This window comes from Flavobacteriales bacterium (assembly GCA_016715895.1).
Taxonomy (GTDB): domain Bacteria; phylum Bacteroidota; class Bacteroidia; order Flavobacteriales_F; family PHOS-HE28; genus PHOS-HE28.
On the sequence record JADJXH010000004.1, the window covers coordinates 1,033,684 to 1,046,601 of the forward strand.

At 66.2% G+C, this 12,918-nt stretch carries 13 protein-coding genes; 12 read left to right on the top strand and 1 reads right to left on the bottom strand.

All coding sequences use genetic code 11. The features are described 5' to 3' along the window. Positions 1-29 precede the first annotated feature (29 nt). The 4 genes from IPM49_13020 to nadD are packed head-to-tail and all read left to right on the top strand — an operon-like array spanning position 30 to position 3,002. A complete protein-coding gene (locus tag IPM49_13020) occupies positions 30-947 on the top strand; it encodes a DMT family transporter (GenBank protein MBK9275441.1) in 918 nt (305 codons plus the stop codon). Positions 948-979: 32 nt separating this feature from the next. Further along, the gene (locus IPM49_13025; protein MBK9275442.1) at positions 980-1,849 is read left to right on the top strand and encodes a YicC family protein; all 870 of its coding nucleotides are present in this window, start codon (positions 980-982) and stop codon (positions 1,847-1,849) included. Then, complete coding sequence (gmk, locus tag IPM49_13030; protein MBK9275443.1) at positions 1,846-2,418, top strand: guanylate kinase; 573 nt, start codon at positions 1,846-1,848, stop codon at positions 2,416-2,418. The genes IPM49_13025 and gmk overlap by 4 nt, the downstream gene beginning before the upstream one ends. Then, positions 2,415-3,002 carry a nicotinate (nicotinamide) nucleotide adenylyltransferase gene (nadD, locus tag IPM49_13035; protein MBK9275444.1) on the top strand — a complete coding sequence of 196 codons (588 nt, stop codon included), beginning with the start codon at positions 2,415-2,417 and terminating at the stop codon, positions 3,000-3,002. The genes gmk and nadD overlap by 4 nt, the downstream gene beginning before the upstream one ends. Here nadD and IPM49_13040 read toward each other — a convergent pair. Beyond that, entirely contained in the window at positions 2,990-3,640 is a 651-nt protein-coding gene (locus IPM49_13040) for a uridine kinase (GenBank protein MBK9275445.1), read from the bottom strand. The genes nadD and IPM49_13040 overlap by 13 nt on opposite strands. 134 nt (positions 3,641-3,774) lie before the next feature. Here IPM49_13040 and IPM49_13045 point away from each other — a divergent pair, with 134 nt between their 5' ends. The 8 genes from IPM49_13045 (at position 3,775) to IPM49_13080 (ending at position 12,656) form a co-directional block, all read left to right on the top strand. Then, positions 3,775-3,918, top strand: a complete 144-nt coding sequence (locus IPM49_13045; protein ID MBK9275446.1) for a hypothetical protein — start codon at positions 3,775-3,777, stop codon at positions 3,916-3,918. 158 nt (positions 3,919-4,076) lie between these two features. Continuing rightward, the gene (locus IPM49_13050; GenBank protein MBK9275447.1) at positions 4,077-4,253 is read left to right on the top strand and encodes a hypothetical protein; all 177 of its coding nucleotides are present in this window, start codon (positions 4,077-4,079) and stop codon (positions 4,251-4,253) included. Positions 4,254-4,427: 174 nt separating this feature from the next. Further along, positions 4,428-6,479, top strand: a complete 2,052-nt coding sequence (locus tag IPM49_13055) for an Omp28-related outer membrane protein (GenBank protein MBK9275448.1) — start codon at positions 4,428-4,430, stop codon at positions 6,477-6,479. 92 nt (positions 6,480-6,571) lie between these two features. After that, entirely contained in the window at positions 6,572-8,341 is a 1,770-nt protein-coding gene (gene recJ, locus IPM49_13060; protein MBK9275449.1) for a single-stranded-DNA-specific exonuclease RecJ, read from the top strand. A 35-nt stretch (positions 8,342-8,376) separates the two neighbouring features. Beyond that, positions 8,377-9,948, top strand: a complete 1,572-nt coding sequence (locus IPM49_13065) for a hypothetical protein (protein ID MBK9275450.1) — start codon at positions 8,377-8,379, stop codon at positions 9,946-9,948. Beyond that, positions 9,945-10,394 (top strand): nucleoside deaminase, encoded by a 450-nt coding sequence (locus IPM49_13070; protein ID MBK9275451.1) that lies wholly within the window; start codon positions 9,945-9,947, stop codon positions 10,392-10,394. The genes IPM49_13065 and IPM49_13070 overlap by 4 nt, the downstream gene beginning before the upstream one ends. Positions 10,395-11,147: 753 nt before the next feature. Further along, entirely contained in the window at positions 11,148-12,173 is a 1,026-nt protein-coding gene (locus tag IPM49_13075; protein ID MBK9275452.1) for a hypothetical protein, read from the top strand. A 12-nt stretch (positions 12,174-12,185) separates the two neighbouring features. After that, entirely contained in the window at positions 12,186-12,656 is a 471-nt protein-coding gene (locus IPM49_13080) for a hypothetical protein (GenBank protein MBK9275453.1), read from the top strand. The last annotated feature ends 262 nt before the right edge of the window (positions 12,657-12,918 follow it).

The window sequence follows — 12,918 nt, forward strand, 5'->3', positions numbered from 1 at the left end:
CGAGGTGCTCCCTTGGCAGGCGGCTCCCCATGTCCCCCCGTACGCGCGCCCACCTCGCCCTCTTTGCTGTGAACCTCATCTATGGGGCCAACTACGCGGTGGCCAAGGGCTTGATGCCCGGGGTCATCGGTCCGTCCGGCTTCATCCTGGTGCGGGTGCTGGGCGCGGTGGCGCTGTTCTGGCTGCTGCGGCTGCTGCGCCCCGAGCGCGTGGCATGGAGCGATGCGCCCCGCCTGGTGCTGTGCGCGGTCTTCGGTGTGGCGCTCAATCAGCTCTGCTTCTTCCATGGCCTGATGCGCACAAGCCCGCTGCACGCCAGCCTCATCATGGTGGCCGCGCCCATCCTGGTGCTGGTGTTCGCCGCGGTGCTCATCGGCGAACGGGTCACCTGGGGCAAGGCCGTGGGCATCGCCCTGGGCGCCACTGGGGCCACCGTGCTGCTGGTGCTGGGGGCCGGGGGCGCCGATGTGGGGGCCACGCTGGCGGGCGACGGCTTCATCCTGGTGAACGCGGCCTCCTTCGCGCTGTACCTCGTGCTGGTGAAGCCGCTGATGCGCACCTACACCGCCGTCACGGTCATGGCCTGGAGCTTCGCCATCGGCACGGTGCTGGTGCTGCCCTTCGGCGTGGCAGATGTGGCCACCGTGCTCTGGACGACGTTGGGTGCCGGCATCTGGTGGGCCATCGCTTTCGTGGTGGTGGGCGTCACCTTCGTGGCCTACCTGCTGAACACCTGGGCCCTGCGCGTGGTGGACCCCGGCGTGGTGGGCACCTACATCTACCTGCAGCCCGTGATGGCGGTGGCCTTCGCGTGGGTGTACGCGGTGGGCGGCATCGCTCCGGCGGGTGCGCTCGCGCCACCGGAGATCCGGCCCGTGCACGGGCTCTGCGCGGCGCTCATCTTCCTGGGCGTGCACCTGGTGAACCGCGCGGACCGTCGCGCGTGAGGGCGGCCGATACCTTTGGCGAAAACCAGGGGATGCTGCGATCGATGACCGGCTTCGGCCGGGCGGAAGGCCCGGTGGGCGAACGCAAGGCGAGCGTGGAGCTGCGGTCGCTCAACAGCAAGCAGCTGGACCTGCTGATGAAGCTGCCCGCCGCGCACCGCGAACGGGAGGCCGAGCTGCGCGCGTGGCTCGCCGAGCGGGTGGTGCGGGGCAAGGTGGAGCTCTTCGTGAACATCGACGCCGTGCGCGCGGTCGACCGGTCGGCGCTGGACGCCCCGACGATCAAGGCGCAATACGAACAGCTGAAGGCCCTGGCCGATGCGGTGGCCCCGGGGCACACGACCGACCTCCTGGGCATCGTGCTCCGGCAGGCCGAACAGCAGAAGCCCACGGAAGAGCCCACGGACCCGGCCGAGTGGGAGGCCCTGCTGGCCCTGGTCCAGCAGGCCACGGCGGCCTTCACCACCTACCGCACCGAGGAAGGCGCCCGCCTGATGGACGACCTGCGGTCCACCGTGGCGCGCGTGGAAGCGCTGCTGGCCGAGGTGGAGGCCTTGGACGCGGGACGAACCGACCGCGTGCGCGACCGGTTGCGGAGCAAGGTGGAGGAGCTGGGCACCACGGTGGACCGGAACCGCTTCGAGCAGGAGCTGGTCTACTACCTGGAGAAGTTCGACATCAACGAGGAGAAGGTGCGCCTGAAGGCCCACTGCGCCTACTTCCTGGAGACCCTTGCCGCCCCGGACCAGCAGGGGCGCAAGCTGGGCTTCATCGCCCAGGAGATGGGCCGCGAGATGAACACCATCGGCTCCAAGGCCAACGATGCGGCCATGCAGAAGCTGGTGGTGCGCATGAAGGACGACCTGGAGAAGATCAAGGAGCAACTCCTGAACGTGCTGTGAAGGCGGAAGGCAAATGCGTGATCTGCTCGGCGCCCTCTGGCGCTGGCAAGACCACCCTGGTGCGTCATCTGCTGGATCGGGTGCCCACGCTGGCCTTCTCCATCTCGGCCACGAGCCGACCGCGCCGCGCCAACGAGGTGGACGGGGTGGACTACCACTTCCTGAGCCCGGAGGCCTTCCGTGAGCGCATCGCGCAGGACGCCTTCGTGGAGTGGGAGGAGGTGTATCCGGGCCGGTACTACGGCACGTTGCGCAGCGAGGTGGAACGGCTGTGGGCGGAAGGACGGCACATCGTCTTCGACGTGGACGTGGTGGGCGGGCTGAACCTCAAGGCGCGGTTCGGCGAACGCGCGCTGGCCCTCTTCATCCAGCCGCCATCGCTTGAGGTGCTCGCGGAGCGCCTGGCCCGGCGTGGCACGGAGACGGCGGAGACCTTGAAGGTGCGGGTGGACAAGGCCGCCGAAGAGCTCAAGGCCGCTCCGCGGTTCGATGCCGTGGTGGTGAACGACGACCTGGACCGGGCCTGCAGGGAGGCGGTGGACCGGGTCCGCAGCTTTCTGGAGCGATGACCATCGCCTGCCTCTTCGGCACCTTCGATCCGCCGCACCGGGGCCACGTGCACATCGCCCGGCGCGTGCTGCAGGTGCCGGGGATCGATCGCGTGTGGCTGGTGGTGACCCCGCGCAACCCCTTCAAACTGGACCGCGTCATCAGTGCCGATGCGGACCGCATGGCCATGGTGCGCCTGGCGGTTCAGGGGCTGCGCGGCGTGGAGGCCAGCGATGCCGAGCTGGGGCTGCCCCCGCCCAACTACACCGCGGATACGCTGCAGGTGTTCCGAACCCGCTGGCCGGAACATCGGTTCGCGCTGGTGATCGGCAGCGACAACCTCGCGCAGTTGCATCGGTGGAAGGCCCCGGAGACCATTCTGGCGAACCACCCTGTGCTGGTGTACCCGCGGCCCGGTGTCGAGCTTCAACAGGGGCTGTCGGGCCTGGCCGATCACGCTCGCATCACGCTGCTGGAGGGGCCGGTGATGGAGGTGAGCAGCACGCGCATCCGAACGGCCATCCGGGAAGGCCGCGATCCGGGACCTGACCTGGACCCGGCGGTGTACGCTCACATCGCCGAACGGAAGCTCTACAGGGACTGAAGCGTCAGCGGGGCCACGCGCTCGGCGGCCTTGTGCAGGTGGTCGCCCAGGACCTCCAAGGAGCGGGTCAACGCTTGTTCGTTCACCACGTGCAGGTCGCAGTGGTGGCGGTAGGGCTCCAGGTAGTTGCGGTAGGCGGGCAGCACATGGTGCTCCCATTGGTAGAGCACCTCCTCGGCGCCATAGCCACGTTCCACGCGGTCGCGCTCCAAACGCCGTCGCAGCTGGGTGTCCAGGCGGGCCTCCACGAACACGCGCAGGTCGAACAGCTCACGGAGCGGTTCATGGTGGAGCACGAAAAGGCCTTCCACCACGATCACCGGGGCCGGAGCGATCTCGATGCGTCGGGGTTCGCGGCCCTCCTGGTTGAAGGTGTACTCCGTCCGGACCAGGGTGTCGCCGGCCACCAGCAGTTGGACATCGCGCACCAGCGCATCCAGGTCGATGGCGGTGGGCAGGTCGAAGTTCACCCGGCCGTTGGCATCCAGGGCCTGTTCGTGCTTGGGCCTGTAGTAGTCGTCCTGGGAGATGAGGCACAGGCTGCCATTGGGGAGCCGGTCGCGCAGGGCGCGCACCAGGCTGGTCTTGCCCGAGCCACTGCCGCCCGCGATGCCCACCAGGTAGGCGCCCCTGTGCATGCGGGCAAAGGTAGCCGATCCGCTTTGCGGATGTGAGCGACTGATGATCAAGGCGTTGGGCTGTTCCGTTCGGGCCGCGAATTCGTTTGGCACGATGCTTGGAAATGAGGAGGCCAGCAACAACCCCAACGACCATGAAGACCCGCACGAACCGCGTGGAGCGCTTGAAGAAGCAGGCCCGGCGCCTGATGCTGGCCGGGGATGTATCACGCTACATGAGCAAGCTCAGGGAACTTTACGAGACGCGTTCCAGCGGGAACGGGCTCGCGATCGGATAGGCGCCTGGTCCGGGGGACCGGACCGGGGACCTGGTTTTGGTGAAAGAAGGACGGGGCCTGTGGTGGGCCCCGTTCCTTTTTCCAGGCCCCGCAAGGGTTGTGGCGTGATCCGACGGGCGTGGTGGATCCTTTTGCCCGCACCCCCGTACAAGGTGCCCATGACGAAGAAGGACAAGATAGCCTTCATCAAGAGCAGCAAGCGCAAATCGCACGTGTACCACGATCTGCAGCGCTACTCGGACCAGCAGCTCAACGACCTCATCCGTGAGATCGTGCAGGGCCTGGTGCGGGAGAGCGAGATCATCGCCAACGCCTACATCAACGGCTATCGGTGAACACGAGCAGGATGCGCGCGCCGGCTTGAGCGAAGGCTGGGAGCGACAGGTAACCGGGCCCGGACGAACGTTCGGGCCTTGTTACTTCCGGCCTCAGCCTTCCGAGCATCCACCCCAACGACGCTGGGACGAACGGGTCGGAACGGTACCTTCACCGATACCAAACCCCCGGACATGAGAACACTGTACACCTTGCTGGCGGCCGCCCCCTTGTCGGCCTTCGGCCAATCGCTGGTCTCCACCCAGCCGGAGCTGCGCACCGCCCTGCTGGAGGATTTCACCGGCATCCATTGCCAGTACTGCCCCGAAGGGCATACCGTGGCGGCGGCCATCGAGGCTTCGGCACCTGACCGCGTCGTCATCGTGGGCGTGCACGCCGGCCCCTACGCCACGCCGGGCACCGGGGAGCCGGATTTCCGCACCCAGGCAGGCACCGACATCGACGCCCATTTCACCATCGCGGGCTACCCGGCGGGTGTCATCAACCGCCACCTCTTCAACGGCGCGGATGACCTGGGTCGCGGCCAGTGGGAAGGCGCCGTGAACGAGATCCTCGGTCTCAGCTCTCCGGTGAACCTGGGCGTGGAGAGCAGCTTCGACGCCGTTTCGCGCGACCTCACGGTGAACGTGGTGGCCTACTACACGGACAACAGCCCGGCAGGCAACGACTTCATCAGCGTGCTGTTGAAGGAGAGCGACATCATCGGCCCGCAGACCAGCACGGGTGGCAACATCCCCAACTACAACCACGAGCATGTGCTGCGCGCCTACATCACGCCCACGTGGGGCGATGAGGTGACCACCACCACGGCGGGCACCACCGTGACGCGCACGTACACCTACAACGTTCCGGTCGACTTCGACATCGCGCACTGCGAGGTGGTGGCGTTCATCAGCGAGGACCAGAGCGAGGTGTATCAGGTGCGCGAGGTGATGGCCGATGGCGGCACCACCTTGCTGATCGGCGGCCTGGACGGACCGACCACGCCCTATGCCGCAGGGACCAGCGGCTCATCCACCGCCTTCGGCGCCACGTTCACGAACGCCCTGGGCGCGGATGGACCGTTCACCGTCACGCTCGCCAGCACCGATGCCCCGGCCGATTGGTCCGCGGGCTTCACCGTGATGGGCAACGCATACACCGGCAGCGCCACGGTGACCTTCGCCAACGGAACGCCCGAGGCCATCGCCGTCGACATCCAACCCGGCGCCAGCGCGGGTGTGGCCACCTACACCCTCACGGTGGCCTCGGTGGATGAACCCAACGCGCCGGTCCTGTTCGAGCTGATGCACGTGATCAGCGGCGTCACCGACCTGGTGATCACCAACCCGCAGGCCGAGCCGCACGATCCCCTGTACATGGCCGGACTGGCCGCCGCCAACCAGGCCGGCCGCGCCAAGACCAGCCGCGCGCTGTTCGGGGGCTTCGCCGGTGCCGGTGCGCTGGGAGACGTGAACAACCTCTATTACAACGTCAGCTGGACCTTCCCCAGTCTCACGGACGATGTGGTGGCCCAGCTCGAAGCCTTCCTGGATGGCGGTGGCAACCTGATGATCGCCGGCCAGGACATCGGCTGGGACCAGAGCGGTGACCCCAACGCGTACGGCACGGCCATCACCCAGGCCTTTTACGAGGACTACATGTACGCGGACTATGTGGCGGATGGCAGCACGGCGAACAGTTCGGTGAACTTCGAGGACAACGATGTGGTGTTCGGCGGGGTGCCCAACTCGAACATCAACAACGTGTTCCAGGGCAACAGCTATCCGGAGGAGATCACGCCCATCGCTCCGGCCGTGCCCATCCTGCGCTACAACAACCCCAGCAAGATCGGCGGACTGCGGGTGCAGACCGCTACCTACAAGCTGGTGTACTTCGGCGTGGGCCCCGAGCAGATGACCACCGCCAGCGTGGGCGAGCAGATGGTGAAGCTGAGCCACGACTGGTTCTATGGCCTGGTGAACGTGGAGGACCTGGATGCCGCCTTCGGCGGATCCCTCTGGCCGGTGCCGGCGGATGGCGAACTGAACGTGGCGCTCGAGCAGCCCGTCACCGCCTGGCAGGTGATCGACGCCGCGGGTCGTTCGGTGCTGAGCCCGCGCACGGTGACCGCCACCGACCGCTTGGTGGTGAACGTTTCGGGACTGGCGAACGGGGCGTATTCGCTGGTGGTGACCGCGGCCGACGGACGGCGCGCAGCGCGCAGCTTCACGGTGGCGCACTGACGCGACCCCCGCAGGCAGGCAGGGCCGGTGGCGATCGCCACCGGCCCTGCCCGTTCCGGACCCATCCTGGCCTGGATCATTAGCTTTAGGCCATGAGCCGACCTGCGAACATCCGTTGGCGCCTGAAGCCCGATCCCGACCCCGCGGCGGTGGCCGCATTGACCAACGACCGCTGCCCGGCACCGCTGGCCCGGGTGCTCGCGCAACGTGGCATCACCGGTCCCTCGGAGGCTTCCGCGTTCTTCCGCCCCGACCGGCGCGGGCTGCACGATCCCTTCCTGATGGCCGACATGCAGCGGGCCGTGGAACGCATCGAGCGGGCCCTGGGCGATGGCGAGCGCATCATGGTCTATGGCGATTACGATGTGGACGGTACCACGGCCGTGGCCCTGGTCACCAGTTTCCTCCATCGCTTCACCGGCCAGCTGTCCTTCTACATCCCCGATCGCTACGCTGAAGGCTATGGCATCTCCACCCAGGGCATCGACCATGCCGCGCGCGAAGGCGTGGGCCTGATCATCGCGCTGGACTGCGGCATCAAGGCGGTGGACAAGGTGGCCTATGCGGCGGAGAAGGGCATCGACATGATCATCTGCGACCACCACCGGCCCGGCGAGGTGCTTCCGGCGGCCGTGGCGGTGCTCGACCCCAAGCGCGACGACTGTCCCTATCCCTACAAGGAGCTCAGCGGCTGCGGCATCGGCTTCAAGCTCATGCAGGGCCTGGCCACGCGCAACGGCATCCCGTTCAGTGAACTGGAGGCCCTGCTCGACCTGGTGGCGGTGAGCACCGCCTGCGACATCGTGCCGGTGACCGGGGAGAACCGGATCCTGTGCGCTGCCGGCCTGGACCGGTTGAACAAGGATCCCCGTCCCGGGATCAAGGCCATGCTGGAAATGGCCAACGTGAAACGCGCCCTCACGGTCACCGACCTGGTCTTTGTCCTCGGTCCCCGGATCAACGCGGCGGGCCGCATCGAGCACGGGCGGCAGGCGGTGGAACTGCTGCTGGCGCACGATGCCGCGCAGGCCGAGCAGATGAGCGCCCGCATCGACCGCAACAACGTGGAGCGCCAGGGCCTGGACAAGGAGACCACCCGGCAGGCGTTGGAGCGCATCGCCACCGATGAGTTCCTGCAGGCCTCCTGGAGCACCGTGGTCTTCGATCCCGGCTGGCACAAGGGCGTCATCGGCATCGTGGCCTCGCGCTTGATCGACGTGCATTACCGGCCCACCATCGTCCTCACCGAGAGCAACGGCAAGGTGGCGGGCTCGGCGCGCAGCGTGAAGGGCTTCGATGTCTACGAGGCCATCAGCGCCTGCAGCGACCTGCTGGAGCAGTTCGGCGGCCACACCTATGCGGCCGGGCTCACGCTCGATCCGGCGAACCTGGAGGCCTTCCGCAGGCGCTTCGAGGAGGTGGTGCGCGGCACCCTGCGCGAGGAGCAGCGCACGCCCGAGGAGGAGGTGGATGCCGAGATCACCTTGCGCGACATCAACGACCGCTTCGTGCGTGTGCTGCACCACATGGCCCCCTACGGCCCCGGCAACATGCGTCCGGTCTTCCTCACCCGCGGGGTGGTGGACAAGGGGCGGGCGCGCATCGTGGGCGAGAACCACCTGAAGATGAACCTGGCCGACCCCAACGACCCACGCCGGGAGCTGGACGCCATCGCCTTCCGCCAGGGCCATCACATGGACCTGGTGCGCTCCGGCGCGCCGTTCAGCGTCATCTACACCCTGGAGGAGAACACGTGGAACGGCCGCACCACCGTGCAGATGAACATCAAGGACATCAAGCCCGGCACCGCCGACCTGCTCGTGAACGAACCGTTGGCCAGCGCCGTGGGCGAACCCGCCTGATCGAACCCTCAAGAACCCCCTGCGTCCAACAGCCCATGCGCCACCTGCTCACTACTGTGCTCGTGCTGCCGCTTGCTGCGACCGCGCAGATCACCACGCCCACCTGGAGCGCGGACATCGCGTGCATCGTGTTCTCGCACTGCGCACCCTGCCACCGCGAGGGTGGGGCGGGCCACTTCCCGCTCACCAGCTACCTGGATGCGTACCCCTACCGCAACGACATCCGCGATGCCACGCAGCTGCGCCTGATGCCGCCCTGGCCGCCCGACGAGGACTACCGCAGCCTGGCGCACGAGCGCCTGTTGACCCCGGACGAGGTGGACCTCATCGCGGCCTGGGTGAACGGGGGTGCTCCGGAAGGGGACCCGAACCTGGCCCCGCCGCCACCCGTCTTCGCCAGCGACTGGGTGATCGCGCAGCCGGACATCACCGCGCGGATGGAGGAATACGTGGTGCCGCCCTCCACCAACGACAACTACCGCTGCTTCGTGCTGCCCATCAACAACCCCACGGACCGCTTCATCACGGGCTTCGAGGTGGTGCCGGGCAATACATCGGTGGTGCATCACGTGCTCGTGTTCACCGATGAGACCGGCCAGGCGGCCCAGCTCGATGCGGGCGATCCCGAGCCGGGCTATGCGAGCTTCGGCGGCATCGGGGTGTCCGGCGCCAAGCTGGTGGGCGAATGGGTGCCGGGGGCCGATCCCTACTTCACACCACCCGGCATGGGGCTGCCGCTGCCGGCCAACGCCGACCTGGTGATCCAGGTGCACTATCCGGCGGGCAGCAGCTTCGCGCTGGACAGCACCCGCGTGAACCTGCAGCTGTCGCCGGGCGGCTTCGTGCGTGAGATGGCCTTGGACCCCATCCTGGAACATGGGGCCACGCTGATCGACGGTCCCCTGGTGATCCCGCCCAACGTGGTGAAGACGTTCCACAACCAGTACACGGTTCCCATCCCGGCCACCATCACGGCCATCGGCCCGCACGCTCACCTGCTGTGCATGCGCATGAAGGCCTACGCCGTGCTGCCGGGCAACGACACCGTGCCGCTGATCGACATTCCCGAGTGGAATTTCCGCTGGCAGGGGCTCTACGCGTTCCGCAAGCCGATCTTCCTGCCCACGGGCACGGTGCTGCATGGCGAGGCCACTTACGACAACACCACCGCGAACCCGGACAACCCCAACGATCCACCGCAATGGGTGACGCTGGGCGAGGCCACCACCGACGAGATGATGCTCTTCTACTTCGGGTGGACCTTCGGCCTGGCCTCCGATACGCTGATCGTGGTGGACACCGCCGCGCATGCCGTGCATCACCTGGATTGCGAACCTTCCACGCCGGTGGGCCTGCCGGACCCGGCGGAGGTGGCCGATCCGCGTGTGCATCCCGTGCCCGCCGACGACCAGGTGTTCCTCTCCGGGCTGGCCGGCCCCGGCACGCTCGAGCTGCGCGATGCCGCAGGACGGCTCTGCGGACGCTGGAGCGTGCGCGGCCATGCGCACGCGCTCGATCTGCAGAACGTGAAGAGCGGGGCCTATGTCGCGCTGCTGCGCGACGAACGCGGCCAGGTGGTCCAACGCGTGCGGGTGCTGAAGCGATGATCCAGGTGGGCGGCGACGAGCATTGGATGCGCCAGGCCCTGCGCGAGGCCGAGCGCGCCTTCAGCCTGGACGAGGTGCCCGTGGGCGCTGTGGTGGTGTGCCAGGACCGCATCATCGCCAAGGCGCACAACCTTACCGAGCGGCTCAACGACGTCACCGCCCATGCCGAAATGCAGTGCATCACCGCGGCGGCCACGCACCTGGGCGGCAAGTACCTCGCGGACTGCACGCTGTACGTCACGCTTGAGCCCTGTGTGATGTGCGCCGGGGCTCTGCGCTGGTCGCAGCTGGGGCGGCTGGTCTTTGGTGCGTTCGATGAGAAGGCCGGCTACCGGCGCATCGGGGCGAGCCTGATGCATCCCAAGACCCAGGTGACCGGCGGCGTGCTGGAGCCCGAGTGCGCGGACCTGATGAAGGCCTTCTTCCGGAGGAAGCGGGCGTTGTGAGCTCAGGGAGCTGGGTGTGCCACACGCAGAGGCGCAGTGGGCGCAGGGCAAGTTCATTGTCGATGACGGGTTGAGAATGATCGGTCCAGATCACGATCACCTCCGCACCGTCACGGCGAGGCGCATGCGTGGTGGGTGGTGCGCAGGGCGCCGTGGCAGTCTCCCCTGAGCGGTGGGGAACGCAATTGCCCTACGGCGTGAAGCCCACATGAATTTTTCAACCAGCACCACCACCTGGCTCGTCGTCGACTATTTTCGACCTGCCATGCCTGCCGTGAAGCATACCCCCAGTGAACGCGGACCACACGGATCGCCACTGGTGGCGTGCGCTGCAAGTGGACGGCTTGTGGCCGGAAGCTGGCAGCCTGCGGCTGGAAGCTTGAAGCTGGAAGCCGACAAGCCGACAAGCCGACAAGCCGACAAGCCGACAAGCCGACAAGCCGACAAGCCGACAAGCCGGCCGAACGGGAATCTACCAAGGTAGACACAGGACAGCCAGCCCGAATGAAAGAAGCCCCCGGCGCTTGCAACACCAGGGGCCTCGGTTACTCATGTTCCACCTAACCCTCGCTAAAAGGTGAACGAAACAGAGCAGCGCGAAGATATGGAGCCTCCCCGGCAGCGCCGGGCAGCGCCCCCGCCACCCAAGCGGTCTTTTGGGCGGGCACGCAGAAGGCGCCATGGCCGCGGACAACCCGAAGAACCAGGAGGCGGGCCGGATCGATGCTCCCGGCCGATACGAACTTGACGATGATGAACTCCGCCAACACACTGTTCCCCGCGGGTAGCAAAGTGCTCGCCATGGCCGTGGCAATGGTGCTGTGCTCCATCACCTCAACCGCGCAGGCCCAGAACCTCGTGCCCAACGGATCGTTCGAGGAGTATTTGACGTGTCCAGAGTTCTTTGGTCAGTGGGCCTTAGTAGAGGGCTGGACCAGTCCGTACACCCTGAGCAGCGATTATTTCAATGCCTGTTCGGCAGGGGTGATCTCGGGCGTACCCCTTAACCAATTCGGGTATCAGCTACCCTACGATGGTGACGGGTACATGGGTTTGGCTACCTATGCTCAAGGCGATCCGGACTACCGAGAGATCATTGCTACGGAACTTCTGCAGCCACTGCAGGTAGGGGTTCCTGTCTGTGTCTCCATGAAAGTGGCTTGCGGAGGCTTCGTCGCGGCTTCGGCGAATTCCGCAGCTTGGAAGGCACGAGGACCTGGGCTACGGTTTTTCGTGAACCTCCCCACGGATTGGGGTGCGCTGCTCTACCCGAACGATGCGGCGATCCACATGGATACGGTGCTGGCAGATACGGCCAATTGGGTCGACGTGAGCGGGTACTACGTGCCGGACTCCGCCTATCGCTTCTTGGCGATCACCAATTTTTTCGCCGACTCTCTGAGCTGGCCTGAAGTGCAGGATATCGGCGGAGGGCTTCCAGGCGCATACGCATTCGTGGACGACGTGCGGGTGTCTGAAGACCTAGCCTACTGTGGATCGAACGTGGGCGTGGTTGAGCACGGTGCCATGGGTGCTCAGGTGACCTGGGACGCGTTCGGAAGCGTTGTAACAATACGCTCCGGCGAGCCGGTGTTGCCAGGCGCTTGGATCGACCTGCATAATGGGCAAGGCCAGTTGGTGCGCCAGGTGCAGTGGCCCAGGGGTGCGTCGCAGGTCGTGCTCTCAATGGCGGACCTGACGACTGGGTTTTATGTGCTGATTTACGGCGGTAGTCGAGGCGCCGCCCGATCCATACGCCTCGTTCACTCCACACCTTAACTCGTCGATGCCATGAACAACTTCCTTCCGCGAACAGTGCCGCTCGCCTTGGTGCTCGCACTAAGCACACCGTCGTTCGGCCAGGGCAACAACATGTTCCAAACGACCGGCCTCGGCGATCAGTACCTGGCTCCCTCGCCGCCGCTGTTCCCGTTCGCACCGCGCAGTGTGAACATCGGTACCTTGCCGGTAGGCTTGGCAGCCACCCTCCGCGTCCGCGGCGACCAACTGCCAGTGAACGATTTCTTCGACCCCACCTACCGATGCACCTTTCGAACGGATGTCGGCAGTGGGATCAACCAGAACTGGAGCATGGTGCGGGGCGCGGAGGAGATCGGGCGTCTGTGGCATACCAATCCACCACCGGGTACCAACCTCTCCGCGTTCAATGTTCAAGCACGGCATCCATCCGGCAACCTATGGCTTCGGAATGCGGATGGGGACGGGGTGGTCGTTCATTTCAATGGCACGGCGGGACAATAGAAGGACGGCATGTCCTTCGGGTCTGCCATTGGGCACGGGGCAGCTATACCTTGCGTATGGAGACAAGTAGAGGAGTCGAGTTCCAAAAGTTCGTTTTGGGCGAATAGGGTGTATCGTTCCGGTCTTTTCAGTGAACAACAAACACGAAAGGACATGAGGGCAATGCACATGGTGCAGCTTAGGTATTTGCTTGGCACCGTGCGGGTCGGAGCAACGCGATCGGTTGAAAACTATTTCCGCCGATCTATGGACGGTTTCAGCA

Coding starts and splice junctions, on each gene's coding strand:
- nadD (MBK9275444.1), top strand. CDS start 2,415: ATGACCATCGCCTGCCTCTTCGGCACCTTCGATCCGCCGCACCGGGGC.
- IPM49_13080 (MBK9275453.1), top strand. CDS start 12,186: ATGAACAACTTCCTTCCGCGAACAGTGCCGCTCGCCTTGGTGCTCGCA.
- IPM49_13025 (MBK9275442.1), top strand. CDS start 980: ATGCTGCGATCGATGACCGGCTTCGGCCGGGCGGAAGGCCCGGTGGGC.
- IPM49_13075 (MBK9275452.1), top strand. CDS start 11,148: ATGAACTCCGCCAACACACTGTTCCCCGCGGGTAGCAAAGTGCTCGCC.
- recJ (MBK9275449.1), top strand. CDS start 6,572: ATGAGCCGACCTGCGAACATCCGTTGGCGCCTGAAGCCCGATCCCGAC.
- IPM49_13020 (MBK9275441.1), top strand. CDS start 30: ATGTCCCCCCGTACGCGCGCCCACCTCGCCCTCTTTGCTGTGAACCTC.
- IPM49_13065 (MBK9275450.1), top strand. CDS start 8,377: ATGCGCCACCTGCTCACTACTGTGCTCGTGCTGCCGCTTGCTGCGACC.
- IPM49_13055 (MBK9275448.1), top strand. CDS start 4,428: ATGAGAACACTGTACACCTTGCTGGCGGCCGCCCCCTTGTCGGCCTTC.
- IPM49_13040 (MBK9275445.1), bottom strand. CDS start 3,640: ATGCACAGGGGCGCCTACCTGGTGGGCATCGCGGGCGGCAGTGGCTCG.
- IPM49_13050 (MBK9275447.1), top strand. CDS start 4,077: ATGACGAAGAAGGACAAGATAGCCTTCATCAAGAGCAGCAAGCGCAAA.
- IPM49_13045 (MBK9275446.1), top strand. CDS start 3,775: ATGAAGACCCGCACGAACCGCGTGGAGCGCTTGAAGAAGCAGGCCCGG.
- IPM49_13070 (MBK9275451.1), top strand. CDS start 9,945: ATGATCCAGGTGGGCGGCGACGAGCATTGGATGCGCCAGGCCCTGCGC.